The organism is Tardiphaga sp. P9-11, assembly GCF_008329525.1.
In the GTDB taxonomy this organism is placed as follows: Bacteria; Pseudomonadota; Alphaproteobacteria; order Rhizobiales; family Xanthobacteraceae; genus Tardiphaga.
The window spans coordinates 1-25,884 of record NZ_NPKQ01000019.1; the positions used below are offsets into that span (position 1 = coordinate 1).

The window sequence follows — 25,884 nt, forward strand, 5'->3', positions numbered from 1 at the left end:
ACTACGAAATCTCCCGTTACGGTACTTTGAAGACATGGGCGGCGACGCTGGGCCACAAGGATGCGGTGAAGCTCATCGACCAGACGTTGAGCGAAGAAAAGAAGACCGACGACGCGCTTTCCAAGCTCGCGGTCACCGCCGTCAACGCCGAGGCAGCGTAATGTGCTGACAACAAATAAGGCCGCCCACTGGGGCGGCTTTATTCGAACGTTACTCCGAGGCGCTTTTCTTTGCGCCAAACGACATGGGCTGCGTCGCTTCAACTGATCGCTCGGCACAAAGAGTGTGAAGCGGTCGGGTATGTAAAGCGGTGTCACAACCTCTAATGCTGCGCCTGTTTCGGAAAGATTCTTGACGATGCAATCGAAGCCGCCGCCGCCAAACTCAATGGTGCCAGCTTTTAGAACGCGCTTTCTAGGTGCGATCCTATTTTCGACCATGCCGGCGATTTTAGGTTCCAGTTCTGAGGTTTTCGTAAATAGGCCACGCTGTTTTCAAACTAGACCAATAGGGGTCGAAACAGGCCAGTACCGGAATTACTTCGGTGGCTGCAATTCACCCTTTAACCAGCCTATCGCTTGATCTGTCTTAAGCGGGTCGGGTCGGTCGCAATCGAAACATTGGAACGTGCGAGTCCCTTTGCCGCCTGGCGGCAGCGCCAAAATCAGATGAGCCCCGCATCGGGGACAGACTGGTCTTTCAGCTTGACCCATAGCGGCTAAATTCTGCCGCCGATCGCGGATTTCGTCAATTTCAAACTAAGGCTTGTCGGTCGCAAGGCCTAAGTTCAGTTTTCAAACCCTAAGTTCAGTTTTCAAACTGAGACTGACTACGTCTTTGACCAGCGTAGACCCATGCCGTTGCCGGTCGAATTCAAAGTAGGCCACTGCGGCGGGAGACGGGCCGGCACCGAAGTTGGCAAAGATATGGGGCGGGCCAGCGGGTTCTTGGCCGCCCACTGCATCTCAGTTTGAAGATAGTAGCAGCGCGCCGCGACGGTTGATTTGGTAGGTTTCGGACAACATGCAATTGACACACCGAAACGTTCTACGATCACCAGGCACACTGGCTCTAGAATGAGTCTCAATCTTGGTAAGAATGCGAGCCGCCCCGCAGCGTCGGCACAGCAACAGATTGATCGCAGGTAGTTTCGTTGCTTTCACATCGACACCTAGCCGTGCTGAATTCACCGACTCAAGTCCGATTGTATCATTCTGTTCCACAACTTTAGCGGCGCGGTAATTAATGGTGCGGCCTCGATAATCGCCCGGCAATGCTTCAAGGAATTCCGCCGCGAAAGCTCGGAGCGGTTTGGTATTGGTAAAATTCTGCCCTCGATCCGCGCTGCGAAGTCCGACAGTGGCCAGTTGACGAGACCTATTGCCGTGACCGGCACTGTTGCACTCGTGAAATTCAACCTCTGCGGACTCGATTTTTGTTCTTCTTATGTTCTAATCGAAGACATGAGTGACAGACCCGCGAGCTTCCGTATGTTCACCGAGCGACAGATGGAAAAGCTTGCCTCCAAGCCGAGCCGTCCACCGGATCCCGGGACCCCGATGCCTGGCCCCGCAGACGACCTGCCCGAGGCGTATTGGGATTCCATCGTCCGGGATCCCCGCGGCCAGATCCGCACTGGCATTCCCATTCAGCAGCGGCGCCTATCCGAAATTCCCCGACACGTCCTAAGAGTGACGTGTCGTCGCTGCGATCGGATCTTGGAAATTCAGACCGTGGATGCGGTGCGTCTCTATGGAGCCCACGCCGTCTGGAAAGACGTGGGCATGAAGCTGCTCGACAACGGCTGCCAGGAACGCACCGGGCGTCATGAAGAGGACGGCTGTTGGCCGTCGTTTGAGACGACGTAGTTTTTTTGATTTTCCTTTTTTGAATGTCACGCCTGGTGCCCATATGGCTCCGAAATATCACCCCACGCCCCTATCAGGCGGCGACAGGAAAGCTCTGAATAAAGAGCTTCAAAAAGCGCGCGGAATGACGGGCATGCTGGCTGCCCAGTCGGACGAGATGCGGACAAAGGGCGACGCCCTGATCAGGCAAGCCGATCGCCTCCTTTGCGAAATCTGGAACGAACGCATGTGGGCGGATGGCGAGCCGATCGATCCATCACCGAAGGTCGATCAAGCGCTCAATGGCGGCTTCTCTTGGCTCGAAATTGAGTGCTCACGATGCCAGACCAAGCGCGAGGTCAACCTGGCTGAACTCCCGCATGTCGAAACAACATGCATCCACGATCTCGCCACCCGCTTGCGATGCCAGCGATGCGCGAAAGGCGGAAAACGGCCCCGGGCAACATTGCTACAGCTGGCGATCGGCCGACGGCACACCGCCGAGGTGCCGTGATGCCCGAACTCACCCGTCATCGGACCGACGACCGCCAAGAGACATGGACAATCCGGTACGGCGACGTTGACGTCGGTACCATCGCTCAGCAGGATTGGGATCCGAACCCGGAGCGGTCTGGCGTCTGGAAATGGTCTTGCGGCTTTTACCCACTCCATCCCGACGAATGTTTCAGAGGCGAAACGCCGGATTTCGCAACGGCCCACGCCGCGTTTGCTGCCGCGTGGAAGGTGTTCTTGCCACAACGCATAGACACGGAGTTCGAGGCATGGCGCCGGCAGAAACAGTGGACCGCCAACAAATATGCGCTATGGAATGCGGGATTTTGCAACAAGTTGGGCAGAGGCCCGATCCAGTGCTCATGTGGCACGATGTTCGATCCCAGCATTCACGAAGAAACCATGGCCCATATTGGGCATATCACTGGACGAGCGCCGGGACCCTAAATCGCAGGAATGTTGGATGTGCAATCTCTATTCGATGACGAAGACCCAGGATGCCATCCGGCAGCTGTTCAATTTCGACGTCGATAGCGCCGGTAACCTGCCGTCGATGCCAGGAATCTTTCCGGACTACCCGGCGCCGATCGTGCGCAACAAGGCCGGCACAACAGGGCTGGTGCTCGCCCGCTGGGAATGCCATCGTCTCAATTCGCCCAGATGCAGGCTGCGAAGAAACGCGCGGCCAAGCTTGAAGGGCAAGGAGTTCGACTTCAAGGAACTGGTAAGGATGGAGCCCGACAGCGGCACAACGAACATCCGTAATCTCGACAGCAAGCACTGGAAAAGATGGCTCGGTGTCGAGTCCCGTTGCCTTGTGCCGTTCACGTCGTTCAGCGAATTCAATAAAGCTGAGGGCGGCGACATCTGGTTTGCGTTCGGCGAGATCGCCCTCTGGCGTTCTTCGCAGGAATCTGGACGAACTGGACATCGGTTCGGAAGGTCAAAGAGGGCGAGACGACTAACGACATCTTCGCCTTCCTGACCGCCGAAGTCGGCGCAATCCACCCGAAAGCAATGCCCGTTATCCTGACGAAGCCAGAATTGCAAGTCTGGATGATAGCCCCCGCAGACGAAGCGACGCAGCTTCAGCGTCCTTTACCGGATGGCGTGCTCAAGATCGTCGGCCGCGGCAAGAAGAAAGACGAAGCTCCTACCCCATGACAAAATACGTTGACGACAAACGCCCCTACGCCGATCCAGCCAAAGCTGCTGATAAACTGGTCGAGATTGCGAAAACGCTCCGTGTGGATCAGGGCCATATGCCCGTCGGGGAATGGAACGGCACCTTCCTGAAAGGTGGTGCCGGCACCGTCGCGGAGTATGCAGCCGGCCGGGACCACCTCATCGAGACCGGCGTCATCAAGATGCACGAGTGCGGCAGCATGTTCAGATGGAAGATCGCGCCCGCAGCGGAGCTGTTGGGAACCAAACAGACGCCTTGATTGTTTTAGCGATACTCTGTGCCTTGCCGCGTAACGGCTCTAGTACGAGTATCGGCCATGCGACGCACCCGAGCCCTACCCTGTCCAAACTGCGGAGCCGCCACTTATTGGATCAGATGCTCCCTCCCCGAAAACGGCTTCGTTGCGCACACCTACGAGTGCCCAAAGTGCAGCTTCATCCACGCCGCTGTTGAGCCGGATCCAGTGGTCCGAGCAAAGGGCTGGTTGAAGGGCGAACTGCGACCGCCGGAGAATTAGCCGTGGTCAGGCGCCTGCTTGCGAAACGATGGGACACAGAAGACGTCGCCAGACTGAAAGGGCTGGCCGCCAACGGAGCGTCTGCTTTGCGAGCCGCAGCCGCGCTCGGCCGGCCCCTTACATCGGTAAGAAGGAAAGCGCTCGATCTGGGTATTCCGCTGGCCGGCGTCCGAAAGGTAAGGGCTGAGCTGCGAGACAAGGGCGCTATCGAGGACCGATGAGAGAGGCATGGGCGCTCGATAGGAACCAATCCGCCGCAGGACGTTTGAATCCACCGTTCAGTTGGGGAGTTGCGTTGTGTCCTGGTCAAACCGATTTCCTGAGCCCATTGCCCTGCCTGCCGGCGGTAGGCTCGCGACTCTTCAGGATGCCGGCGAATATATCACCCGCTTGCCAAGGCGAACGCACGACGCCCCATCGTGGCAGAACGCGATGCACATTTTGATCCGAGCCGCCGAGTACGACGGGCCGATCGAGTTCGCCCGCCCCGGCATGCTGCAAGCGCTGTTCCCGAAAGGAACGCCTGTTTATCATTCGGTCGACAAGGACCTCAAGCGGCGCAACCGCTATACGCCAGGGAGGGATCGATGAACACGCCTGACGTAGATACTGCGTTACGCGCGCTTGAAGATGCCAGGCGCATTCTCGGGCAGTATATCAATCCCGGCCCACGAGATCCGGAGGGTACACTGGAGCGCTTAATGTTCGTCCTCGATCGCGAGGACTTGGTGAAAGCCTTGGACCGCATCAATCGGAGGCGAGTCATTAGGCTGGTGGAATAATAGTGGGCCCGAATGTCATTACCGATGGGGCTTTATAATACCAATATTTGAACAGGTAGCCGACGGCAGATAGCTAATCCGAACCTTCCAACAATTCCGCTAATTATCCGAGCATTCTGCATCATATGCGAACAGGAGGATACTATGAAAAAATTTCTGATAGCCAGCGCAGCAGCCACTTTCGCGGCGACCTCGGCAGATCACATGCAATCGGGTCAGGCCCGACGGCATTGCCCCCGATGACGTCGGGCCGCCTGCTGGGAAAAAGCGAGATGGTTGCCGGCGCAATTGGCAAGATGACTGATACGCCGGCTTGCTTTCGGGCTGCACCGGCGCATCCTTGTCCCACGATTTGGTGGGTAGATGTCGAAACGGCATCGGTACGACGTCGAAGTCGCCGGCGATGACCACGGGAGCACCGGACTTGAGCAGCTTGCTGGCGTGCGCGTTCAAACGCTTCAGCCAGGCCAGCTTGTAATCAAACTTCGGTCCGGCTGCGGATTGCCGTTGGGCGCGGGAGACGCAGCCAATGAGTACGCCGTCGACGGCCGCCTCGATGTAGCGGCTCTGATCATCCTTCACGTCGCCGGGGCGGCCGTCTGCGCGTTACGACGATCTCGGGTTTCCTCGCGAGGATTGCGACGCCATTCTGGTTCTTATGGCCAACCCACTCGGCAGAATTGCCCACCTTACGCAACGCACGTTCCGAAGATTCAGACCTGGCGGCCTTCAGCTCTTGAAGACACACCACGTCCGGCTTCGCCGACTTTAGCCACCCTTGCAAATTGGGCAGTCGCTTGTTGACATTGTTCACGTCGAAAGTCGCAATCTTCACGCGGTCTTCCGATTCAGGCCATGCCGACATGTAGCTCACTCATGCGGCGAGTGAAGTCAGGACGGTCGTGGAGAGTTCAGAATCTTGTCGATGGTGATGGGGAAATCACGCACCCGCACACCAGTTGCGTGAAAGATCGCATTCGCGACGGCAGACGCAGTTCCCACGATGCCGATCTCGCCCAGGCCCTTGACGCCAAGCGGACTGACCTTGTCGTCCTTTTCATCGACGAAGATCACTTCGATATCTTCGATATCGGCATGGGCGGGAACGTGATATTCGCCGAGATTGGCATTCATAATCTTGCCGAGGCGGTGATCCGTCATGGCTTCCTCGTGCAGCGCCATGCCGATTCCCATCACCACGCCGCCTAGAATCTGGCTGCGGGCCGTCTTGGGATTGAGGATCTTGCCCGCCGCCGCCGCGCACACGACGCGCGTCACGCGAACGACACCCAGATCTTCATCCACGCGCACTTCCGCGAACACGGCGGAATGCGTGTAGCTGATATATTTCAGCATCTGCCGTAGGTTCGGGCTGACTTTGCCCTGCTCGGTGATTTCCGGGAGCTCGGCGGCGTGCATGACTTCGAACACGGAAAGCCCGCGCGCCGGATCATCCTTCCGGAAGATGCGTCTATCCCGGACCTCGACGTCTTCGAAGCTTGCATCCGCAAGCGGCGAGTTGGCCATCTTCCTGGCGTGCTTGAACAGAGAATGCTTGACCGCATCACATGCGGCCTGAACCGCCGAGCCGTTTGACGCTGCGGTCCACGAACCTCCTTCGACCGGCGACATCGGCAGGGTCGAATCGCCGATCCGGGCCTGAACGTCTTGGAGCGGCAATCCGAACGCTTCGGCGCCGATCTGCGTCAGGATTGTCCAGGTCCCGGTGCCAATATCGGACGCCGCCGTTGCCACCTCGAGCGTCCCGTCCACCTTGAGGGTCGCAGTCGCCTGGGCCTTTTGCAGGAAAGCGTCCCACATTCCCGTTGAGACGCCCCATCCAATCAGCTCGCGACCCTCCTTCATGGCACGCGGCTTGGGGCTTCGCTTCTCCCATCCAAATGCCGCAGCGCCCTCGCTGTAGCATTCCAGAAGCGCCTTAGATGTAAACTGCTTGTTGGTGTTCTCGTCCTTCGAGGCGAAATTGATCCGACGAATTTCGAGCGGATCGATACCGAGTTCGTATGAAAGTTCGTCGAGCGCGCATTCGAGCGCTGTCACACCGATGGCTGCGCCGGGTGCGCGCATGTCACACGGCGTGGCGGTATCGAGCTTGGCAAGATGATACGTCAGTTTGACGTTGTCGCAGTGATACATCATGCCCGACCAATTGACGACAGCCTCCTGATAATCCTCGTAATGGGACGTCGAGGCAACGGCATCATGCATGATCGACTGCAGCCGCCCATCGCGATCGGCGGCGAGCGATACGGAGTGGTAATTGTCCGGCCGGTAGCCGATATGAAACATCTGCGCGCGCGTCAGCGACACCCGCACCGAGCGTTCGAGTTCGAGACTGGCCATGACGGCGAGGAACAATTGGTGCTGCGGCCGAAGACCGGCGCCGAAGGCGCCGCCCACATAATGATTGATGAGGCGGACATCCTTGCTGCGAAGCCCAAACACTGAAGTGACGTAGCCCTGCGCATTCTGTGAACCCTGCGTCTTATCATAGATCGTCAGCTTGCCGTCGCCCTCGAACACGCAGGTGGTGGCGAACATCTCCATCGGATTGTGGTGCTCGGCATTGATCCGGTAATCGCGGCTGATCTTGACGGGCGCATCTTGAAACGCCTGCTCGGCATCGCCGCGCGGGTCCGGTGGCGGCGGAATACCGCTACGCTTCTTCGGAGGCACATAGGCCTCTGCCCGCTTCGCCTCGAGCTCGGTGCAATGCGCATCGACATCATAGGCAATGCGAACCAGGGATGCCGCGTCACGCGCGACCTCGAACGTCTCGGCGACAATCAACGCGACCGGCTGACCGTCGAACAGGATGCGGTCCGATTGTAACGGCCGGAACGGACGGCCGGGAGGCGCGACTTCGTCCCGCCAGCTACGATCGAGCCATGCCGCTTTGCCGCGATTTTCGTGCGTGAAGATTTCGACGACGCCTGGAAACCGCCTTGCTGCATCGAGGTCCATCGACGCGATCCGTCCGGTCGCGATCGTGCTGCCGACGATGTAGCCATAAAGCAGATCGTCAGCAGGATACTCTGCCGCGTAATGCGCTTGGCCGGTCACCTTCAGCCTACCGTCGACCCGGCTGGTCGAACGTCCGATATGCGCGATTTCACCAACTGACATGCGATGTTCCCGTTAACTTTCTAGTGAATCGATTTGTCGGCTTGGTCCTGCGGCGTGCCCGCAGCCGCCTGCTCCAGCGCGCGAACGATGGCGCGGCGAGCAAGCTCGATCTTGAAGTCGTTGTCGCCCTGCCCCTTCGCATCACGAAGGATGCAATCGGCGACCTGCGCAAAGCTCTGGGTCCCGGCTCGCTCGCCTTTCAACGATCTTTCTGCGTCAGAATCCCGCCATGGCTTATGCGCGACCCCGCCGAGCGCGATCCGGACGTCCTGGATGATGCCCTCCTTCACGCGCAGCGCGGCGGCGACGGAGATCAGTGCGAAGGCATAGGACAGCCGGTCCCGGATCTTGAGGTAGGTGTGATAGGGACCGAAGTCCGGCTCGGGGATGGTAATCGACGTGATGAGTTCGCCGACCTTCAGCGTGTTGTCGCGTTCGGGCTCCACGCCGGGAAGGCGGTGGAAACCAGACATTGGAATCGATCGCTTGCCCTCCGGCCCCTCGACTTCGACGGATGCATCGAGCGCAGCCATCGCGACGCACATGTCCGACGGATGGACTGCGATGCAGCTATCGCTGGCGCCGAGAATGGCGTGAATACGATTGACGCCTCCAATGGCGGAGCAGCCACTTCCGGGCTGTCGCTTGTTGCAAGCTGTCGACGGATCATAAAAATAATAGCAGCGCGTTCGCTGCATTAGATTTCCTCCGGTTGTGGCCGCGTTCCGCAACTGCGGCGATGCGCCGGCAAGAATGGCGCTCGACAGCATCGGCCACTTTTCGCGAACGTCTGGATGCCACGCGAGATCGGTATTGGTGACCAGCGCGCCGATGCGTAGCGCTCCACCGGAAGTGATTTCGATCGATTTGAGTGGAAGCCGGTTGATGTCGACCAGCCGCGACGGCTGCGCTACATCGTATTTCATCAGGTCAACGAGATTGGTGCCACCCGCCAGCGCGCGCGCTGCAGTCTCATTCAGCGCCGCAATGGCATCCGCAACTGTGGCCGGGCGGATATACTCGAACCGGTTCATTCGGCGGCCTCCTTCGCCGCGATGCGCGGCATCAGCACGTCCTCGACCGCGGCGGCGATATTGGTATAGGCGCCGCAGCGGCACAGGTTGCCGCTCATATGCTCGCGTATCTCGGCCCGGCTATGGGTGTGGCCTTCCGCCAGCAGACCCGCCGCTGAGCAGATCTGGCCAGGCGTGCAGTAGCCGCATTGAAACGCGTCGCGCTCGATGAAGGCCATCTGTAGCGGATGCAGTTCGCCGTTCTCGGCCAGCCCTTCGATAGTGGTGATCTCGGCACCGTCGCGCGACACCGCCAGCGCCAGGCACGAATTGATGCGTTTGCCATCGACGAGCACGGTACAGGCGCCGCATTGTCCCTGATCGCATCCCTTTTTAGTTCCGGTGAGCGAGAGGCGCTCACGCAGCAGGTCTAGAAGCGTCACCCATGGCTCTACTTCGAGTTCGTGCAACGTTCCGTTGATCGTCAGGGAAATCGGGATCTGTGGGTGATGTGGGATCTGGTTCACGGGCGCCTCGCTATACGTTCGCCACCAGAACCATTCTAATCGTAGGATGTTCCGCTATCTTCGACCTTCAGGCTGGGCTTGCCCATATCGGAGATCGAAGCGTTCCCGATTCTGGCGTCTCCGGCATGCCATCCCACGCCGCAACCGATTTTGTCCGGGAACCGCCTGGGGCAAGTAAGTAGAGGCGCCATTGAAGTTCCGCCGTTACGCTTTTTTGTCACCAGGAACAACAACTGAGCAAGTTAATTCATCCAGCTCGGGGCATGAAAACGAACGAGGACAATATGAAGAAGAGGTTGATAGCAGTTACGACAGCAGCACTGATGATTGCTCCTACTGCATTCGCACAGAGCGGTGCAAATCCGAGCGCGCCTCAGGTCAATTCCGCAGGCAACGGCGTTACACAGCCTGGCACTACTAGTACAGGCACGGCAGTCGATCGTCCGACATCGAGCGCTCCACACGCGGCGCCGCACGCTGCAGGATCGCAGACTGGCAACAATGCGAGCTCCCTTAGTGGATCGAACGCAGCGACGGGAACAACGGGGTCTAACAGTTCTGCCGAAGGTCGCACTGCGGGCGGCGGCGGCGGTGCTGGTGGTGGCGCAGGTGGTGGTGCCGGCGGCGGCAACTAGCGCGTGATGCCAGCCAGAAGGAGACCCCGATTATCGGGGTCTCCTTGTTCAGGGTTTTGGTCTTCAGGGTTTTGGTCGCCCGCGCCGTTAGCGCGCGCCAAGCACTTTGCCTGCCCAGCCCTAGCCCCGTGGCTGCATTCAAGCCTGCGACCAATTTTCAAGGATCTGGGCACACTCTGCCAGTTCGATCTGTAGGTCGAAACGCCGGGCGTACAAGCCAAGTAAGGCATCGTGAGTTTCGTCGGCTGAACTGCATATCGCATCTTGCGCAACGATGATGCGATAGCCCAGATCAACAGAACTCAAGATGGTTGAGAGAACACAGACGTCCGTCTCCGCACCGCTCACGATCAAGGTATTGACGTTACCGTCTTGCAGAAGGCCGTGAAGCCTCCCGTTCGAGAACGCGGAATAGGCAGGCTTGTCGCAGACAAGCGCCGGTGGGACATGTCGCTGCAAAGGCGGCATAAGCTCGAGGAGGTGCGGGTCCAGGCGTTCGCGCGTGACCAACCGCCATTTTCGGAAGTAGCTCTGCCACATCCCATTTGCACGCTCGGGCGACGCCGGGGGAATAAAGCGCGTAAAGACAGTCCGTGCGGGGTCACGTTCGACGAGGCTTTCCACCGCCGGCATGACACGTTCGAGCCAAGGTGTCGGCCAAGGCCCTTCGGGACCGAACAGCCTCTGCATATCCAGACACAAGTGCACTGCCCGACTGGTGTCTATTCTTGACTGGAGTTCGCCCATCTCAAGTCCACGTCCTGCGAAATCTCTTGTAAGTCCACCAGCAAGAACCTGCGGTCGCCGCCCACGCAAGAGATGCCAGCGCCAGGCTGCTCCAGGGAGCAGCGGCATTTACCAGGAAGACCGTGAGAGCGAACGCAACCAGGCCCATGCTTCCGAGAGCCGCTCCAGCAGCGTCGAGCGCAGCGGCGTCTTCACCACGTCTCTTGCCCTGCAGGCCAATTTCCCTTTTGCGGCGTCTTTCGTGCGACTCGACCAGCGTGGCGCTGGCGCAAAGCATGGCTGGAAATGCCAGGAATAGACCTCCGACACCCGGACCCCAACGCGTGCCGATCAGGCCCGTTATGACAGTCGCTGCTCCGCCCAGCAGGAACCGGACGATGTATTCGTACCAGCGACCATCGCTCAACGATGAGAATGAGACTCGAACAAGCATTCAGCCCACCATTCCATAGAGGCCAAACGCGACTACCAGCCACAGGGGAAATCCGAGCAGAGTAACAGATAGAACTGACAACCCCGTGCGTTTGAGTAGATGGCACGTCACGAAGCTGAACACGAGAAGCGCCATAGCACCGACCACCATCGAAGCGGCCTGCGTGGTGACGTAATCCACTCCCTGCCTAGAGATCGCAAGCGCGAGCGAAACCAGGGCCACCGACGGCGCGGCGCCGAAAAGCCCCGCGAAGGACTTGGGCCGCAACACGTCTCCGAGCAGCGCGAATATCGAGACGACTGCCCCTCCAACGAAAAATCGGACGGCGTAATCCGTCATGGCGTCGTCGTCCCCTTGCCGTAGCCGGTCCAGCGTCTCAATAGCCGATCAATCAGATATCCGCTGGCGAAGCCCGCGACCACATCGCTCGTCCAATGCGCGAGAACATAGATCCTGGTCAGCGAGATACCGACCGCAGCCGTCCAGGTCAGCTCGCGATACGGCCGATCGAATGAGGATGCTGCGCTCGCGAGAGCCCCCATATGCATCGCGTGCCCCGAGGGGAACGCATCATTCGGGCGGCCTGAGATCGGTACTCCGTGTAGATGGCCAAGAATGGTGAGCCGGTCTGGTCGACGTTGATTGAAAACATGCTTCAGTGCATGTGGCACAACGGCCGTGGCCACCGAGGCCGCGAGAAAATGCGTACCGACAGTTCGCTTCCGGGGGGAGCCGCTACGCGACAGGAGCCAGAAGGCCGCTGCAGCAACAACGAGAACATGCTCGTCCGCGCCCCACGTCAGGGCTACGGCCACTTGTTCGCTTGCGGCATGTGCGTGCCGAACCGCGGTTGCTGCGACCTCGCGATCAAGGAGAGTGGGTGGTACCATTATTGGCCGCATGGCATCTCCGTATGACACCTAGATAACAGGCACTCTAAACCCTGATCATGCAGCCAGGTTCCGCTCCCTATGTAGACTCCTCCCCGCGAATGTCTCGTATTTTACAGCCGAGCACGGTTGCTGTCAGCGCACAGCCGATACTGTTCGCCAGAACGATGATCCAGTCGCCCTTGAGTAGACCGTAGGCGATCCAGAGACCGAGGCCTGATGTCAGCACCACAAGCATCTTGAGCGACAGATCTTTGGTTGAGCTCCGGGGCAATGCTTTCCGGACCTGTGGAATGTACGACAGCGAAGTCAGGACAGCGGCGAACCCTCCCACCCACGGCAAAATGCTGGACACCGATGAGACCCCACTGCTTTGCCGCGAAACGCTCGATACGATTAGATGAAAGGTTTGCCGCCTGTAACGGCGATCGTGGCCCCGGAAACGTAGCTTGAGAGGGGATCTGCGAGCATCACGTAAGCGGTCGCGAGCTCTGCTGGCTGTCCGGGACGTTGCATCGGCGTCTGCTTGCCGAAATTTTTAACGGCTTCGTCTGGCATAGTGGATGGAATGAGCGGCGTCCAAATTGGTCCCGGCGCCACCGCGTTTGCGCGGATGCCTTTATCGGCCAGCATCTGCGCCAGGCCGCCGGTGAAATTCTGAATGGCCCCCTTCGTCGTCGCATAGGCCAGCAAGGTTGGGTTCGGCATATCCGAATTGACCGACGCGGTATTGATGATCGCACTTCCGGGTTTCATGTGAGGCACGGCAGCCCTTGTCAGGTAGAACATTGCATAGATATTTGTTCTGAACGTCAAATCCCACTCGTCATCGGAAATGTCGCCGATGTCCTTGAAAGTCGCTTGATGCGCCGCATTGTTCACGAGGATGTCGATCCCGCCCAACTCCGTTACCGCCTTATCGATAATCACGTCGCAATGGCGTCGGTGTTGGATGTCACCTGCGATCGTTATGGCCTTGCGGCCTTCGCGCTCGATCAAAGCTTTCGCCTCGAGCGCGTCCTCGGTCTCATCAAGATAAGAAATCAAAACGTCGGCACCTTCGCGTGCGTAGGCCAACGCGACAGCGCGGCCGATCCCGCTGTCGCCGCCGGTAATTACCGCTCTCATGCCCTGTAATCGACCGCCCCCCTTGTAGCTGCTCTCGCCATGATCGGGACGAGGCTGCATGGCCTCCGTTCGGCCGGGCATCGCTTGTTTCTGGGAAGCAAACGGAGGCGCGGGATAAGAATGGGGCATGAACCAGCTCCTAGATAAGTGCCAATCGAAAACGCTTGATTGGATGCAGCGTTCCGCCGGTGGCGACATCGCCCCGTCCCAATGACGAAGGGGCGCTTGGGCAGCGCTTTTTCCTACTCTGGCATCGGTTTTGGGTCTTCATCACCAGGCGCATCGCTTTCGAGCTCGCTTTTGGCCTGGTGCCAGAAGTCGTCGGCCTTACCTTCCGGGCGACCTTCCCTTTCCCAAAGTTTGTGAGCGTACTCTCGGATCTGTTCTTCAGAGTATCGGGGCATCGGCCTCTCCTCAAAAACGGATAACTACGGCGGCGAACCGCTGGGGAACAGTCATGCAGGCGATCGCATCGATCGCTATAATTGCTTGTGCGTTTAAGACGCCAATATGTGACCAGTTCCCCGCCCAAGAATATTTCCGTTAGAACTGTCGCTCCCGAATGACCCTCTCTCTCGTCCGCGCGACAAAAGCGTTGTTCACGAAAAGGGGACCCGCATGGCTTTTCGTGAAACCATTAGCCGGCTTTTTTTGCCGCACCCTCGCACCGGAAGCTGCCGAGCATACCAAACAGCTTAATGAATGCCTCGATGGACGAGTTCGTCCGGCTACTGCAGACCAACGGCTATGTCAGCAAAAGCTCCGCCACATTTGGAGCAGTGGCAGAGCCATCGGAACGGCCACCGTGCGAACAGGACGCTCAAACCTCAAAAGAGGAAGGAATGTAAGTCGTTTCTACGTAACAGACGGCAACCTGATCGGCGTCTCCAAGCGCGTACGCCGCCACCAGCTGACGGTCGGCTAGGTTCTGAAAAACAGGAAATATACAACGGCAAAGGCGGCCCCAACTAAGCCAAGGCTCCAAATTAAAACGTTGCGAACCGACGGCCCTGGCTCGGCGCCGCGTGCTTTGCGCGCTGACTTTACTTCGGCGCGCTCATCATCTCGTCCCAATTCATATCCTTTCACGGAGCTTGAGCCCCGTCAGTTTGTTGCACCGCCAAGCGCCGTCTTGTTTCCGGCTTCGCTGCTCGGGGCGCTGACATGGACTTCGTGTCCCCGGCGGATCGCAAGAGACGCTGCAGCGACGGCTGCTTCGAAAGCAGACTCTTTGGTCAGGAATTTCCCCTCCACGTTTCCATCGTGCAGAACGCCCCAGCCATCGTTAGATTCGATGACGGCATAAGTTGCTAAACCCATAGTATCCTCCGGAATAACTGTCGGTCAAAAGCCACTGCTAGATTCATGCCCCCAAAAAAGCGTCACGCTCGACGATCTCAAAAGGCAACCGGCCTAATCATCGCCGCTGTGCCAGTGCCCGGCCAATGAGAAATGCTGCAAACAACATACCGAGCGGAGCTTCACGCGTAAGCTTGCTTAGTATGTCGAGGGGCTTGCCGGGCTTTTTCGCCTTCCTCGATTGCTTCTCCCATTGTTGATGCGACGGCTTTGATACCATCCACCACGGTGGCCTTCAGATCAGTCAATTGGTCACTTGCACATGGCGTCTCTTGATCGGTCATGGCGCATCCTCATCGGGCCGTTGCACAAGCATTTACTATAAGTATTGTTCCGGGCAAGACGGTTCTTCCCGGTCCAAGATCATTCCCGTTGCACTTTGACAACCTGGTCCGGCGGTTCGCGCGAGCCGGCGTCACGCAGAATAAGCGCTCTGCCGGGTAGCAACGGCAGGACTACAGCGCCGAGAATGTAGGGCCTAGGGAGCATCGCCTTACTTCTTCTCGCGACGAAACCCTTGAGCTCTTTGCAACGGTCATTTTCTTGGCGGCCTTCTTCTTCGCTGCAGCGATCTCTTCGGCGCGGCCTTGTCGCGCTTCGTCCAGATGGTCGCATCACCCATAATGGTCTTGGTCCGGCTGCGCTTCTTCACGGCGCCTTTGCGCGCATTATCGCCCGTCGGTTTGTTGGTAGCCATCGTCGTCTCCGGAGCACCGCAATGCCGCGGCGGACTGAAAACGAGAACTCGATCAACAAGCTCCCCTGGGGTTCGGAACGAACCACTAGTCACCAGCTTGTATCCGCCGTTAGTTGCGTTGGATTCCCTGTATGCGTCAGTCCCGGTGGACACTCACTATTGTGCCGAATGCCGGCGATCCGAATGTTTATCTCGTTCTGGACTGCGTCGAGCAATCGAGGTGCGCTCGGCGCGAGGCTGATGCGGGTAAGACCGATCTCGAGACGGTCGTCCGTGACTTGATGTCCGGACAGTACAAGGACCCTCAGCGCGTCATCGCCTTCAACACCTTCGAGCATCGGGCCGCCGACGTTTCGGAAGATGTCGCGCGCGAGATCCGGCGCTGCACTGATGCTGCCCTCGAAGATCTTTCATCCTCGATCGAGGACTTCGTGGTGCGTCACGCCGGCAGAGGACAGCAACTCAATTTGAGGTTGGTATGACTGATAACCGCGCAGCTCGCTATCGCCGCCTCGCCATGGTTGAGCAGGATCTCGAGCGCGCCCGCATCTTGCGACAGATCGCTGACGAGGCCGACCGCGGCGTCTTGTGTGTGTCGTCGATGAAGCAGACTGTGAAAGCTCAGGCACCGGCACCGATAGTCTCTCCGGCGAACTGACCTGCCCTATCCCGAACCAAAGGCTCCCGAAGGTGGCGAAGAAGCGGCCTTCCGAGCTTCGTCGCCCGCCCTGGCGTCTTCGATCGGCAAAGTGCCGTCTGGTGATCGTTCGACCGCTATCGCGTACAGCTGCACATCGCAAACGAAGGAATTCACGTCTACACGCGGAACGGCCAGGACTGGCGGGGACGCTTTAGGAAAATCACAATCGACGCATGGCATTTGAAAACCAGTCAGCGATTTCGACGGCGAGATGATCGTCACGGCCGAGGACGGCACAACAGATTTTCCGTGCTGCAAAAGGCGCTGCGAGCAGCCGCCCTTCAGACCAACTCGCCGAACTGAGCGTCGTTCTCAAACAGAAAGCCCAGGATCCTCATCGACAGAGCCCGCGACCGCACCAGGTCGCGGCTTAGGCGATCGTCCAGCCAGTCTACTTGCCCTCTTCTAGAAATTTGCATTTATCGTCGTAACGAACGGCTAATCTGAGAGGGCAGAGACAATCATTAAAGCCAACTTTGGTTCCGAAGCTGGCGGTAAAAATATTCTTGTGCCGTGTAAGTGGGGCAGCCTACTCTGATCTGCGACTCCCGTGCCGCCAAACCAGGCAGTTATCGCTCTCTACCATAGGGATTCGGTTCGCGGAAAGTGAATGATGCCAATAACAAAGAACGACCGCAATCTTTTAGAAAGCGAACGCGCCTTCCGACTTCTCGTTCAAGGCGTCACAGATTATGCGATTTATTTGCTCGATCCTAATGGCATCGTATCAAATTGGAATGCAGGCGCCGAGACGATCAAAGGGTATGGTGCAGACGAAATCGTGGGCCAGCACTTCTCGGTGTTCTACCCGCCGGAGGATCGCGAAGCCGGACTACCCAACGCCGCATTAGAGGCCGCACGCCGGAATAAGCGTTTCGAAGCGGAAGGCTGGCGGATGCGGAAAGATGGCACCCGATTTTTCGCGTCCGTAGTTATCGACGCCATCTACGAACATGGTGTCCTTGTCGGCTTCGCAAAGATCACGCGTGATATCACCGAACGGATGCAGGCCCGCTCCGCATTGAGCGAAAGCGAAAATCTTTTTCGCCTGTTGGTGAGCAATGTCACGGACTATGCGTTATACATGCTTGATCCGGAAGGTCATGTCACCAGCTGGAACCTCGGCGGTCAGCGGATCAAGGGCTATCTTCCTGACGAGATTATCGGTCAGCACTTTTCGCGCTTTTATACTCCCGGCGACCGGGACGCGGGAAAACCAGCGCGTGCTCTCAGCATTGCACGCGAAAAGGGCCGTTACGAAGAAGAAGGCTTACGCGTCCGCAAAGACGGCACGTTCTTTTGGGCGAGTGTGGTCATTGATCCCGTCCGCAATGACGCAGGCGAGCTGATCGGGTTTGCCAAGATCACGCGCGACATCACAGAGCGACGTCAAGCAACGCAGCAACTTGAACGTATGCAAAAGCAGCTGGCGGAAGCGCAGAAAATGGATGCGCTCGGTCAGCTGACCGGCGGAGTGGCTCATGACTTCAACAACCTCCTTATGGCAATCACTGGTAACGTTCGGCTGATTAAGCGGCATGCCGTTGTCCCCCGCGTGATCGAGGCAGCAGGAGCGATTGAGGCAAGCGTTCGTCGCGGCGCGGCACTTACTCGTCAGTTGCTGACGTTTGCGCGGCGTCAGCAAGTCGCTCCGATGCTGCTCAATCTTGAAGAGACCGTACAAGCTGTACGCGAAGTCTTGACGACAGTTCTGGGTCGCACGATCAAGCTCGAAATCTTCGTACCCGCCGGAGTCTGGCCGGTGTTCGCGGATCCAACCGAACTCGAGACGGCGCTCATCAATCTCAGCATCAACTCTCGTGACGCCATGCCCGACGGGGGCACCTTGACGATTACGGCAGATAATTACTGGGTCGGGGATGGAGAGGATAAGGGCGAGTACGTGCAGATCAAGGTGACTGATACCGGCGCAGGTATTCCCGAGGATGTCATTGCGAAGGTATTCGATCCGTTTTTCACGACCAAGCCCGTCGGCAAAGGAACAGGATTAGGACTCTCGCAGGTGCATGGCTTTGCCAACCAGGCCGGCGGTCGTGTCGAAATCCAAAGCAAGCTCGGTGCTGGCACGGAATTCACCATTCGGCTTCCGCGTGGCGAGGGCCATGCAGGTGCGCACGAAGCAGAGGTTCTGACCAAAGGCGCCGGCAGTGTTCTTCTTGTTGAAGACAATCCGGATGTTGCCACCTCCAGCGCCGTATTTCTGGAAGAGTTGGGATATCGCGTGAAATGCGTATCGGATGCGGAGTCCGCATTGCGCGAGATCGAGCACGACGGCATCGACCTCGTTTTCAGCGATGTCGTGATGCCTGGAAAAATGGATGGTCTCGGGCTGGCCCGGCATCTTAGACAGAGCTACCCGCACATTCCCGTCGTTCTTGCAACGGGCTACAGTGAGGCAGCGCGGAAACTGGGCTCAGAATTTTTGCTGTTGCGAAAGCCTTACGAGCTTCATGAGCTGAGTAGTGCCTTACAGACGGCCCTTCACCAAAGATCAAGGGCGCGCTATTAAATTGAACCACAATCAATGCACCGGATCTTACGCCCACCTGTCTTGACTAGCGTCAGCCTCATCGGCTTATGACACTTTGCCTGCCATGGCGGGAGCCGATTGAGCAAGGCGAAGGTCCCTCATGGGGTTCGCGATGCGACGATGCCTTCGATTGTGTGGCCGCAATTTTATGTAAATGCAGAGTGTTGAGAACGCAGTTTAGATTGGAACGCATCTGCGAAATGAACGTAGTAAGGGCGCCATGTCCCTTCTGTCAGACTCCACGTTGCAGATCGTCTTGCTTGCCTCCTTGTTCGTTGTCCTTGAGGGCCGCGACGCCGTTTCGCGACAGCTTTGGAACGTGCTTTTGAAGATCAAACTGTTTTCGCGTTCATCAGCGTGGAAGTGTTTGTCATGGTCACAAAGGACGGAACCACAATCCCCGGGACGCCGAGCAGGTGGCCAAGCTTGAAATTGCACGTCGGATTTTGGAGGAGGCACGGGCTATCCTAGCAAAGGCGGCGAAGGACTAGGCCTCGCTCCCTCCTTCACGGCCTGCCCGTTTGCGTCGATCTTGCGGCCAGCGGTCGGCAACGGGACGCCAGCGGGCCAGCGGATCGCCTTAATGGGGCGGGACTTCGGATCTTGGTGACGTTGACGCTGTCGGCCTGATTGCCGCCGCGGCAGTAGTAATAATTCGCGTCCTCCGATTCATAGAGCGCTAGGTGGCCGCCGCGGGTGGGGCTCTAGACCATCACGGCCCCGGGCGTCGGGACTTGAGCGCAGGCCCCAAGGCGCCCACGCAAGCGCTGAGAGAGCTGCGCTGGCCGGCTTGAGCCGTTTGCGGCGAAGACGTAGCTGATCCCAAGGCCGCACCACGGCATTCTGTCGGCTGGCGACGCCCGTATTTGCCTCTGACTACCACGATGCAAGCTATCGTGCCTACACCGCCACCGCGCGCTATCCCGTCTCGAAAGGCTCGATGTTCGTATTCATAAGGCGGAGCGTCCTGGCGTAGGTGCGCCTGCTAATCGCCAGGTTCGATGCATGTCCCTCAGCTGGGCCGCAGCGGCTACTCTATCAAGAGACTGGCGCGAAGGCCTGTCCATGTTCCAGGTCGTATCGCTCTCCAGGTTTTAGAGCGAAGCTTCTTCATCTGCCTTCCGCTGATGTCGGCGTACTCGCTGATGGCCGCAGGCTTGGTCCCGCGATCCGGACGCAGGCATCCTCACGCCGGATGCGCATCCGTATCACTGTCGATGTCACTGCGCCGGAGCAGATAATCTAGACCGCCGACGCGATACCACCGATAGGCAAATGCTTCCATCATCAGGTGATGCTTGCCCTGGGCATCGGCGCGGCTATGGTCTTCCGCCAGAAGATTGATCAGGTGGTCACCCTGCTTGCCATCGAGGCCGAGTGCGAATGACACTTCGCATGGCTGTTCGTCGAGATTATGCACGAACAGCACGGAGTTGTTGCGCCAGTCGTAGCGGATTGCCAGCACGGCGGGGTTGCGCGTGGCGATGATGGTGAAGTCGCCCCAGCCAATTTCGGGGACCTCCTTGCGCATCCGGATCATGCGCTCGGTCCAGTTCAGCATCGAATTGGGATCGCGGCGCTGCTTGGCGACATTGACGTGATTGTAGCCGTAGGGACCCTTGTCGATCACAGGATTCTTTGACATCTCGCTCTTGGTGAAGCCGGCGTGGGGTTCCGTCGACCATTGCATCGGCGTCCGCGCGCAGTTGCGTTCAGGCAGCGTGAGATCATCACCCATGGCGATCTCGTCGCCATAGCGCAGCACCGGAGTACCCGGCAGCGTGTACATCAGGCTGTAAGCAAGCTCGAGCCTGCGTCGGTCGCCGCCGAGCATTGGCGCCAGCCGACGTCGGATGCCGCGATCGTAAAGCTGCATGTCCTTGTCCGGGCCGAGTTTAGCGAACACCGTCTGGCGTTGCTCCTCGGTCAGCCGGCCGAGATCGAGCTCGTCATGATTGCGCAGGAACAGGCCCCATTGCGCCGTCGCCGGGCGCGGCTTGGTCACCTTCATCGCCGCAGCCAGTGGGCGCACGTCGCCGGAGGCCAGCGCATAGAAAAGGTTCTGGTTGACGTGAAAGTTGAACATCATCTGCATGCGGTCGCCGTCGCTGCCGAAGTATTCCATGTCGGTTTCCGGCAACACATTGGCTTCGGCGAGAATGATGGCGTCGCCCTTGCGCCATTGCAGGAATTCGCGGAAGGCGCGCAACATGTCGTATTGTTCGGTGGGCTTGTGGACCTTCGGTCCCTTGGTAGCGATCACGAAGGGCACCGCATCCATGCGGAAGCCGGAGACGCCAAGCTGCAGCCAGAACCCCATGATCTTCAGGATCTCGGCCTGCACATAGGGGTTGGATGTGTTGAGGTCCGGCTGGAAGTCATAGAACCGGTGGAAGAACCAGGACTTCGAGGTCGTGTCGTGCGTCCAGGTCGATTTCTGCACGCCGGGAAACACCATACCCTTGTTGGCATTGGGCGGTTTCTTGTCCGACCACACATACCAGTCGCGATAGCGCGAATCCCTGCCGCTGCGCGCGTCCTTGAACCAGGCGTGCTGGTCCGAGGTGTGATTGACCACAAGGTCGATGATGACGCGGATGCCGCGCTGGTGGCAGCCATGGGTGAATTCGACGAAGTCGCCTAGCGTGCCGTAGCGCGGATCGACGCCGTAGTAGTCGGAGATGTCGTAGCCGTCGTCCTTGCCGGGCGAGGGCTGGAATGGCATCAACCAGATCGCGGTGATGCCGAGGCCATGAATGTAGTCGAGCCGCCGCGTCAGGCCCTTGAAGTCGCCGCAACCGTCGCCATCAGCATCCATAAAACTGCCTACGGAGAGGCAGTAGAAGACGGCGTTCTTGTACCAGAGGTCGTCGATCATGTGGCCCTTTGGTCCGTGGTTGTGTCGCGACCGGGTCGCGTCGATCAGTGGGGACTCACTCGGAATCGTTGGAGCTTGCCGACGACGCACACGTTCAAAATCGCACCGCCGTTCTCAGTCCTGAACCATGAGAGCGACGCGAAGAACAGATCTATCGACTACATAAGCCGCAATGACTTTTGGCCGTGCGGATGAAGTCGATTAAACTGCTGGTGCTATCAATGGTTCCCGTCAACACAGCGATCCTTATAAACAGCATGTGCGAATAAAGCGGAGTTGTCGCTTGGTGTCAGTGTCGTCTATGACAGAATGCTAACAACTGAACGGCGCGGAGGTCGACGAGTTTCAGCCCAGCGGGCATCCGGGACGCCGCGGCGCGCCGGCAAAGATTGCCGACCGGGCAAAAAAAATTGGGATGCACGCCGTACCCTCGACCTTTGAGGAGTTCGTCAGGCTACTCATCATCGCTCCCTTCACCCGGCAGGATGTCCCCTGTGAACAGCTCATCCTTGCTGAGCAGCCCGGCGTCCTTGAGCGCCTCCATGTCCGATAGGTCGCGCAACGTATCGAATCCGAACTGCGCCAGGACCGCCCTGGTCGTCTCATAAGTACATTTTCCGGCAATGGTTCAATGTCCTGCGTGACGTCACCGAACCGGCCTTCAGGCTGCCCTGATCTCGCGGTCATGCGAGTTGACTCTTGACTGGGTACATCCAACCAGAACTTGGCTATCCAACCAGTCGTGCCGTCTCGACAGTCATCTCAGGTGGCTCTGCTGGAGCCGACATTAAAAACTTTTCGAACGCTTCTTTTGGAAGCGGCTTCGACAACAGAAACCCCTGCAACTCGTGGCAACCTTCCGACCTTAGGAAATCAGCCTGTGCCGTGGTTTCGACGCCCTCGGCAACGACCTCAAGTCCTAGGTTGCGCCCCATCACGATGATAGACCGCACAATCGCTGTATCCTCCGAGGCGGATTGGTTATCGATCATCTGCACAAAACCCCGATCGATTTTAATTCGGGTAAGCGGATAGCGTGTCAAATAGCTGAGAGACGCGTACCCCGTTCCAAAGTCATCGAGTGCAATCCCGATTCCCATTGATCGAAGAGTTTTCAATGGAGCCAGTGCTCCATCTTCGCGACCAAGCGCGATATTTTCAGTGATCTCAAGCTCGAGCGCTTCAGGCGGCAGTCCGCTTTCAGCCAGGGCATGCTCGACATCCTGCAGCAGCGTGCCGTTGCGGAACTGCGCAGGGAAAAGATTCACGCCCATCCGAATATCGGACAGGCCTTTCGCGCGCCATGACGCTGCCGTCAGGCAGGCCTCCGTCAAAATCCATCGACCAGCTTCCTTAGCAACTGCACTTTCAGCAAGTGCTTCAATAAAAGCTGCCGGCGTCAGAATGCCTCTTTCTGGGTGGTTCCACCGAAGGAGAGCCTCGGCGCCGATTACAACGCCGTCGCTTGATCGAACTTGAGGCTGATAGTACAGGACAAATTCTTGATTGGCGCATGCACGCCGAAGCTCGCTATCGAGCAGCCGACGAGCGTTCGCTCGGGCGCGCAAAGAAGGCGCGTATAACCGATGCGTCCGAGTCCCGCTTGCTTTCGCATCGTAAAGCGCCAGATCCGCGTTCGCCAAGAGGTCATCGGCGTTCGAGCCGTGTATTGGGCCGATCGCTATGCCGGCGCTAGCAGCAACGACCAATTGATGACCATCAACGTTAAAAGGCTTCCCCAGGTGCTTGAGAATGGAGCCCACGACCTCTGTCGCCAAAAGCGGATCGCCACAATCTTCAAGAACCATGACAAATTCATCTCCGCCCAGCCGGTAGACATGCATTCCACCCGAAATGGTTTCGAGACGCCTCGCTACTACTTGCAGGAGCCGGTCACCGAACGCGTGACCAAGCGTGTCATTAACGTCTTTGAATCCGTCAAGATCAAGCATCGCGAGGGCGAGCGGCCGAACGGCTGGCTCCTCGAATAGCTCGCTGAAATCTTTACGTAGGCTTGCCCGATTGGGGAGGTCGGTCAGTTGATCATAAAAGGCCAGTCGCTGCAGCCGCTCTTCCGCGGTTTTTCGCTCGGTCATGTCTCGACCGAAAAAGAAATACCTTTGCTCCGGCTCGCACCACACACCGGACCAAGCCAGAGGCACTACCCGACCACTCTTATGAACGTATCTGGTTTCAAAGTGCCGCTTATGTTGGGCGCTCCGGCCTAGCTTCATTTCGCGTCGCGTAGCGTCAAGATCTGTTGGGAGTATGAATTCCGCCCCGCTCCGTCCGATCATTTCTTCTGGTTTATACCCGAGTATCGCAAAAGAGCTCGGGCTTACGCGAGTAAAGAGGCCCTTTGGATCCGTTACCAGGATGAGATCTAAGGATGTCTCGAACAATCGACGGCTCTCGTTCGCCTCCTGGCTCAAGGCCAATCCCTTCAAGCGAATGTCGTCATCAGCATCCGCGCGTTCTTTGGCCGCCAGTGGAAGCCAGCGGAGCGCAAGCAAACCAAGCACGGCGCATGCTGCAACCACGTTCATCACCTTTGGGAGAATGAGATAGTGTGGATTGCCCAGCACTCCAACAATCGAGGCTGGAAACAGTCCGTATTGTCCCCCAAAATACAAACCGAAATAGACGTTCTCGGCGATGTTCCGGACGGTATCGATTGACAACACCGCTAGCAAAAGGCGGATGGTTCCAAATGTCCGAGGATTGCGTGCAAACGCAATGCATACTGTAGCCAGCACTGCCAGCCATAGCGAAATAATGACCCAATAGATCAGGGCAGCTGCCAGACTCATCCATACACGCGATTTGTTCGTGGTACCGTGCTTTCAGTCTGACGATGTAGCAAGACGGCTGGTCAAGCGGAAAGCTAATCCATCGGTGAGCTTAAAAGCCCGTTAATTGCGGTGCTCGTCCGATCTGGGAATCGCCCTATCGTGACTCGGGTGAATCTGCGTAGCCCACAGCATCGCATTGGCTATTTGCTCACGGCAGTCCGATTGCGGTGCGGACTTCCATTCGGGAACAAGTGGCAACTCATAATCGCCATTGTGGTGATTAGACGCATATTTCATTCTTGTTGGGTGAAAGAACTGGATGGACCGCCGGGACGACATCCCTATGAAGGGACTGCCGCTGACGCGCAACTTCTGATTTGATGTTTGAGAACGCTTTAAAACGCGGGCTCAAGCCAATCTAGCGCACGGAAATATCCGATGAGAACCGGATGAGGGGACCAGACGCATCAACGGTATGTTTCTCGCATCTGCGAGATGCGTTTGGCAAGTTCCGCTACTTCGTGGTTTTAGCCTCATAAGAATCTGCGAGTCGGCATTGCCACTATTTCCCGCGTCGGCAATAATAGTTTTACGGGTTTTTAGGTGAATGGCATTAGCAAGCAGTCAGCTCAATTGCCGGAATTCACATGGCCGCCCTAGAACGACGTAAGGACAGTGTTGTCTTCGAGCGCGGATTTGACGCTCACATCATGGCGATAGACGGTACTTGGCGTCGGGCCTGCATCATGACGGCTGCATCTGAATCCGGTGCCAGGCTGACGATAGTAAAATCGGTGGAGGGGCTTAATCTCACGGAGTTCTTCTTGTTGCTTTCAAAAACGGGGCTCGCCTATCGACGCTGCGTGCTCGCCTGGATTAACGGCGATCAGATGCAAGTCGATTTCCTGCTGCCTGGAAGAAAGAAGATTCGACCTCCTCAACTAAGCAAAGACGGCCCGGTGCAATAAGCTATGATCTCGAAACCAGAGACGGATAAATGCCAAAGCCGACCAAGGCGGCGGCGCGCAGCACAAAGATATTGACATCCTTATCGGGAAGCGCATCCGTGAGGGCCGGATCGAGAAGGGACTTAGCCAAGCCGCCATCGGCGAAGCCATGGGCGTGTCTCTGCAGCAGATGCGGAAGTACGAACGCGTTGCGAACCGGATTAGCGCCGGTACCCTTTACGGGATATGCTACTTTCTTAATTATCCAATCGGGAAACTTTTTGAACCAGCGAACGCAAAGAGAAATGGCACCAGCCGCGACACCGCCAATGGGCAGCTTGCTTGGGTGCGCGTTTGTCTTCCTTTGCTAGGTCAGACAGAAGATCTGCTAGCGCGCTTCCCGGCAAATTCGGCGGCTAGCTCGGACTGAAAGCCGTCTGCCGTCATTTTGCTTCCCCACGGTTTGCTTGTCAATCGGCGTTCAAATTTGACCCCGGATCGGCGTCCAATTTTGACCCCTTTGAGCGTGCTGGTTTGGGGGTAGCGCTCGTCTCGTCGGAGCTGGCCGGGGTTGCGGAGACGAGACGAGCGCGGG

Annotated in this window: 28 protein-coding genes and 3 pseudogenes; 13 read left to right on the top strand and 18 right to left on the bottom strand. The window is 57.9% G+C overall.

Annotated elements, in window-relative coordinates:
• Positions 1-161 (top strand): DUF892 family protein (locus CIW50_RS28410; protein ID WP_149534491.1); only part of this gene is annotated, 161 nt, incomplete at its 5' end.
• Between the two features lie 38 nt (positions 162-199).
• Here the strand turns inward: CIW50_RS28410 and CIW50_RS29685 are convergent.
• Positions 200-440 (bottom strand): annotated as a pseudogene (locus CIW50_RS29685) (PilZ domain-containing protein).
• Positions 441-1,385: 945 nt separating this feature from the next.
• On the opposite strand from CIW50_RS29685, the gene CIW50_RS28425 reads away from it, so the two are divergent.
• The 7 genes and pseudogenes from CIW50_RS28425 to CIW50_RS28450 all read left to right on the top strand — a co-directional run bounded on the left by CIW50_RS28425 (position 1,386) and on the right by CIW50_RS28450 (position 4,845).
• Entirely contained in the window at positions 1,386-1,868 is a 483-nt protein-coding gene (locus CIW50_RS28425; protein ID WP_349636764.1) for a hypothetical protein, read from the top strand.
• A gap of 43 nt (positions 1,869-1,911) precedes the next feature.
• Positions 1,912-2,361 (top strand): hypothetical protein, encoded by a 450-nt coding sequence (locus CIW50_RS28430; RefSeq protein ID WP_149534534.1) that lies wholly within the window; start codon positions 1,912-1,914, stop codon positions 2,359-2,361.
• Positions 2,361-2,807: a hypothetical protein gene (locus CIW50_RS28435; protein WP_149534515.1), complete on the top strand. Its 447-nt coding sequence runs from the start codon at positions 2,361-2,363 to the stop codon at positions 2,805-2,807. The genes CIW50_RS28430 and CIW50_RS28435 overlap by 1 nt, the downstream gene beginning before the upstream one ends.
• Before the next feature lie 16 nt (positions 2,808-2,823).
• Positions 2,824-3,524, top strand: a pseudogene (locus tag CIW50_RS28440) (SOS response-associated peptidase family protein).
• Positions 3,521-3,805, top strand: coding sequence for a hypothetical protein (locus CIW50_RS28445; protein ID WP_149534516.1), 285 nt, complete (start codon positions 3,521-3,523; stop codon positions 3,803-3,805). Before CIW50_RS28440 ends, CIW50_RS28445 begins: the two are co-directional and overlap by 4 nt.
• A gap of 690 nt (positions 3,806-4,495) precedes the next feature.
• Positions 4,496-4,654, top strand: a complete 159-nt coding sequence (locus tag CIW50_RS29295; protein WP_172980509.1) for a hypothetical protein — start codon at positions 4,496-4,498, stop codon at positions 4,652-4,654.
• Entirely contained in the window at positions 4,651-4,845 is a 195-nt protein-coding gene (locus tag CIW50_RS28450; RefSeq protein WP_149534517.1) for a hypothetical protein, read from the top strand. Before CIW50_RS29295 ends, CIW50_RS28450 begins: the two co-directional genes overlap by 4 nt.
• A 99-nt stretch (positions 4,846-4,944) precedes the next feature.
• Here CIW50_RS28450 and CIW50_RS29690 read toward each other — a convergent pair whose 3' ends face one another.
• The 14 genes from CIW50_RS29690 to CIW50_RS29305 all read right to left on the bottom strand — a co-directional run bounded on the left by CIW50_RS29690 (position 4,945) and on the right by CIW50_RS29305 (position 15,421).
• Positions 4,945-5,427, bottom strand: a complete 483-nt coding sequence (locus CIW50_RS29690) for an exonuclease/endonuclease/phosphatase family protein (RefSeq protein WP_246664502.1) — start codon at positions 5,425-5,427, stop codon at positions 4,945-4,947.
• Complete coding sequence (locus CIW50_RS29695) at positions 5,417-5,710, bottom strand: endonuclease/exonuclease/phosphatase family protein (protein ID WP_246664503.1); 294 nt, start codon at positions 5,708-5,710, stop codon at positions 5,417-5,419. The genes CIW50_RS29690 and CIW50_RS29695 overlap by 11 nt, the downstream gene beginning before the upstream one ends.
• 26 nt (positions 5,711-5,736) lie before the next feature.
• The gene (locus CIW50_RS28460) at positions 5,737-7,992 is read right to left on the bottom strand and encodes a xanthine dehydrogenase family protein molybdopterin-binding subunit (RefSeq protein WP_149534518.1); all 2,256 of its coding nucleotides are present in this window, start codon (positions 7,990-7,992) and stop codon (positions 5,737-5,739) included.
• Between the two features lie 20 nt (positions 7,993-8,012).
• Positions 8,013-9,026: an FAD binding domain-containing protein gene (locus CIW50_RS28465; RefSeq protein ID WP_149534519.1), complete on the bottom strand. Its 1,014-nt coding sequence runs from the start codon at positions 9,024-9,026 to the stop codon at positions 8,013-8,015.
• Positions 9,023-9,532 carry a (2Fe-2S)-binding protein gene (locus CIW50_RS28470; RefSeq protein WP_246664504.1) on the bottom strand — a complete coding sequence of 170 codons (510 nt, stop codon included), beginning with the start codon at positions 9,530-9,532 and terminating at the stop codon, positions 9,023-9,025. Before CIW50_RS28470 ends, CIW50_RS28465 begins: the two co-directional genes overlap by 4 nt.
• Before the next feature lie 773 nt (positions 9,533-10,305).
• On the bottom strand, positions 10,306-10,914 hold the full coding sequence (locus CIW50_RS28475; protein WP_149534520.1) for a cysteine hydrolase family protein: 609 nt from the start codon (positions 10,912-10,914) through the stop codon (positions 10,306-10,308).
• A gap of 433 nt (positions 10,915-11,347) precedes the next feature.
• Positions 11,348-11,686 (bottom strand): DUF3147 family protein, encoded by a 339-nt coding sequence (locus CIW50_RS28485; RefSeq protein ID WP_149534522.1) that lies wholly within the window; start codon positions 11,684-11,686, stop codon positions 11,348-11,350.
• Positions 11,683-12,249 carry a phosphatase PAP2 family protein gene (locus CIW50_RS28490; protein ID WP_149534523.1) on the bottom strand — a complete coding sequence of 189 codons (567 nt, stop codon included), beginning with the start codon at positions 12,247-12,249 and terminating at the stop codon, positions 11,683-11,685. Before CIW50_RS28490 ends, CIW50_RS28485 begins: the two co-directional genes overlap by 4 nt.
• Before the next feature lie 67 nt (positions 12,250-12,316).
• Entirely contained in the window at positions 12,317-12,592 is a 276-nt protein-coding gene (locus CIW50_RS28495) for a SemiSWEET family sugar transporter (RefSeq protein WP_149534524.1), read from the bottom strand.
• Between the two features lie 41 nt (positions 12,593-12,633).
• Positions 12,634-13,494, bottom strand: a complete 861-nt coding sequence (locus CIW50_RS28500) for an SDR family oxidoreductase (RefSeq protein ID WP_149534525.1) — start codon at positions 13,492-13,494, stop codon at positions 12,634-12,636.
• Between the two features lie 113 nt (positions 13,495-13,607).
• On the bottom strand, positions 13,608-13,769 hold the full coding sequence (locus CIW50_RS28505) for a DUF2934 domain-containing protein (RefSeq protein ID WP_081422126.1): 162 nt from the start codon (positions 13,767-13,769) through the stop codon (positions 13,608-13,610).
• Positions 13,770-14,469: 700 nt separating this feature from the next.
• Complete coding sequence (locus tag CIW50_RS28510) at positions 14,470-14,685, bottom strand: hypothetical protein (RefSeq protein WP_149534526.1); 216 nt, start codon at positions 14,683-14,685, stop codon at positions 14,470-14,472.
• 161 nt (positions 14,686-14,846) lie between these two features.
• On the bottom strand, positions 14,847-15,008 hold the full coding sequence (locus CIW50_RS29300) for a hypothetical protein (protein ID WP_172980510.1): 162 nt from the start codon (positions 15,006-15,008) through the stop codon (positions 14,847-14,849).
• Positions 15,009-15,259: 251 nt separating this feature from the next.
• Positions 15,260-15,421 (bottom strand): hypothetical protein, encoded by a 162-nt coding sequence (locus CIW50_RS29305; protein WP_172980511.1) that lies wholly within the window; start codon positions 15,419-15,421, stop codon positions 15,260-15,262.
• A gap of 161 nt (positions 15,422-15,582) precedes the next feature.
• Here CIW50_RS29305 and CIW50_RS28515 point away from each other — a divergent pair, with 161 nt between their 5' ends.
• From CIW50_RS28515 to CIW50_RS28525, 3 genes are all read left to right on the top strand, one after another.
• Positions 15,583-15,903 carry a hypothetical protein gene (locus CIW50_RS28515; protein WP_246664505.1) on the top strand — a complete coding sequence of 107 codons (321 nt, stop codon included), beginning with the start codon at positions 15,583-15,585 and terminating at the stop codon, positions 15,901-15,903.
• Positions 15,900-16,079, top strand: coding sequence for a hypothetical protein (locus CIW50_RS28520; RefSeq protein WP_149534528.1), 180 nt, complete (start codon positions 15,900-15,902; stop codon positions 16,077-16,079). The genes CIW50_RS28515 and CIW50_RS28520 overlap by 4 nt, the downstream gene beginning before the upstream one ends.
• A gap of 655 nt (positions 16,080-16,734) precedes the next feature.
• Entirely contained in the window at positions 16,735-18,651 is a 1,917-nt protein-coding gene (locus CIW50_RS28525) for a hybrid sensor histidine kinase/response regulator (protein ID WP_502707558.1), read from the top strand.
• A gap of 1,207 nt (positions 18,652-19,858) precedes the next feature.
• Here the strand turns inward: CIW50_RS28525 and CIW50_RS28530 are convergent.
• A complete protein-coding gene (locus tag CIW50_RS28530) occupies positions 19,859-21,550 on the bottom strand; it encodes an alpha-amylase family protein (protein ID WP_149534530.1) in 1,692 nt (563 codons plus the stop codon).
• Between the two features lie 728 nt (positions 21,551-22,278).
• Positions 22,279-24,360 carry a putative bifunctional diguanylate cyclase/phosphodiesterase gene (locus CIW50_RS28540; protein WP_149534531.1) on the bottom strand — a complete coding sequence of 694 codons (2,082 nt, stop codon included), beginning with the start codon at positions 24,358-24,360 and terminating at the stop codon, positions 22,279-22,281.
• 629 nt (positions 24,361-24,989) lie between these two features.
• Here CIW50_RS28540 and CIW50_RS28545 point away from each other — a divergent pair.
• Together CIW50_RS28545 and CIW50_RS28550 are read left to right on the top strand one after the other, a co-directional pair.
• A complete protein-coding gene (locus tag CIW50_RS28545; RefSeq protein ID WP_149534532.1) occupies positions 24,990-25,310 on the top strand; it encodes a PilZ domain-containing protein in 321 nt (106 codons plus the stop codon).
• Between the two features lie 148 nt (positions 25,311-25,458).
• Positions 25,459-25,719 (top strand): hypothetical protein, encoded by a 261-nt coding sequence (locus tag CIW50_RS28550; protein WP_502707557.1) that lies wholly within the window; start codon positions 25,459-25,461, stop codon positions 25,717-25,719.
• A 40-nt stretch (positions 25,720-25,759) separates the two neighbouring features.
• Here CIW50_RS28550 and CIW50_RS29840 read toward each other — a convergent pair.
• Positions 25,760-25,884: pseudogene (locus CIW50_RS29840) on the bottom strand (IS21-like element helper ATPase IstB); the annotation flags it as partial.

What these genes read in the sequence shown, in the direction of transcription:
- CIW50_RS28545 (WP_149534532.1), top strand. Translation starts at nt 24,990, where the DNA reads ATGGCCGCCCTAGAACGACGTAAGGACAGTGTTGTCTTCGAGCGCGGA.
- CIW50_RS28460 (WP_149534518.1), bottom strand. Translation starts at nt 7,992, where the DNA reads ATGTCAGTTGGTGAAATCGCGCATATCGGACGTTCGACCAGCCGGGTC.
- CIW50_RS28550 (WP_502707557.1), top strand. Translation starts at nt 25,459, where the DNA reads ATGGGCGTGTCTCTGCAGCAGATGCGGAAGTACGAACGCGTTGCGAAC.
- CIW50_RS28445 (WP_149534516.1), top strand. Translation starts at nt 3,521, where the DNA reads ATGACAAAATACGTTGACGACAAACGCCCCTACGCCGATCCAGCCAAA.
- CIW50_RS28485 (WP_149534522.1), bottom strand. Translation starts at nt 11,686, where the DNA reads ATGACGGATTACGCCGTCCGATTTTTCGTTGGAGGGGCAGTCGTCTCG.
- CIW50_RS28505 (WP_081422126.1), bottom strand. Translation starts at nt 13,769, where the DNA reads ATGCCCCGATACTCTGAAGAACAGATCCGAGAGTACGCTCACAAACTT.
- CIW50_RS29295 (WP_172980509.1), top strand. Translation starts at nt 4,496, where the DNA reads ATGCACATTTTGATCCGAGCCGCCGAGTACGACGGGCCGATCGAGTTC.
- CIW50_RS28450 (WP_149534517.1), top strand. Translation starts at nt 4,651, where the DNA reads ATGAACACGCCTGACGTAGATACTGCGTTACGCGCGCTTGAAGATGCC.
- CIW50_RS28465 (WP_149534519.1), bottom strand. Translation starts at nt 9,026, where the DNA reads ATGAACCGGTTCGAGTATATCCGCCCGGCCACAGTTGCGGATGCCATT.
- CIW50_RS29300 (WP_172980510.1), bottom strand. Translation starts at nt 15,008, where the DNA reads ATGACCGATCAAGAGACGCCATGTGCAAGTGACCAATTGACTGATCTG.
- CIW50_RS28540 (WP_149534531.1), bottom strand. Translation starts at nt 24,360, where the DNA reads ATGAGTCTGGCAGCTGCCCTGATCTATTGGGTCATTATTTCGCTATGG.
- CIW50_RS28510 (WP_149534526.1), bottom strand. Translation starts at nt 14,685, where the DNA reads ATGGGTTTAGCAACTTATGCCGTCATCGAATCTAACGATGGCTGGGGC.
- CIW50_RS28490 (WP_149534523.1), bottom strand. Translation starts at nt 12,249, where the DNA reads ATGCGGCCAATAATGGTACCACCCACTCTCCTTGATCGCGAGGTCGCA.
- CIW50_RS28475 (WP_149534520.1), bottom strand. Translation starts at nt 10,914, where the DNA reads ATGGGCGAACTCCAGTCAAGAATAGACACCAGTCGGGCAGTGCACTTG.
- CIW50_RS28435 (WP_149534515.1), top strand. Translation starts at nt 2,361, where the DNA reads ATGCCCGAACTCACCCGTCATCGGACCGACGACCGCCAAGAGACATGG.
- CIW50_RS29305 (WP_172980511.1), bottom strand. Translation starts at nt 15,421, where the DNA reads ATGGCTACCAACAAACCGACGGGCGATAATGCGCGCAAAGGCGCCGTG.
- CIW50_RS28500 (WP_149534525.1), bottom strand. Translation starts at nt 13,494, where the DNA reads ATGCCCCATTCTTATCCCGCGCCTCCGTTTGCTTCCCAGAAACAAGCG.
- CIW50_RS28520 (WP_149534528.1), top strand. Translation starts at nt 15,900, where the DNA reads ATGACTGATAACCGCGCAGCTCGCTATCGCCGCCTCGCCATGGTTGAG.
- CIW50_RS28530 (WP_149534530.1), bottom strand. Translation starts at nt 21,550, where the DNA reads ATGATCGACGACCTCTGGTACAAGAACGCCGTCTTCTACTGCCTCTCC.
- CIW50_RS29695 (WP_246664503.1), bottom strand. Translation starts at nt 5,710, where the DNA reads ATGTCGGCATGGCCTGAATCGGAAGACCGCGTGAAGATTGCGACTTTC.
- CIW50_RS28525 (WP_502707558.1), top strand. Translation starts at nt 16,735, where the DNA reads ATGCCAATAACAAAGAACGACCGCAATCTTTTAGAAAGCGAACGCGCC.
- CIW50_RS28430 (WP_149534534.1), top strand. Translation starts at nt 1,912, where the DNA reads ATGGCTCCGAAATATCACCCCACGCCCCTATCAGGCGGCGACAGGAAA.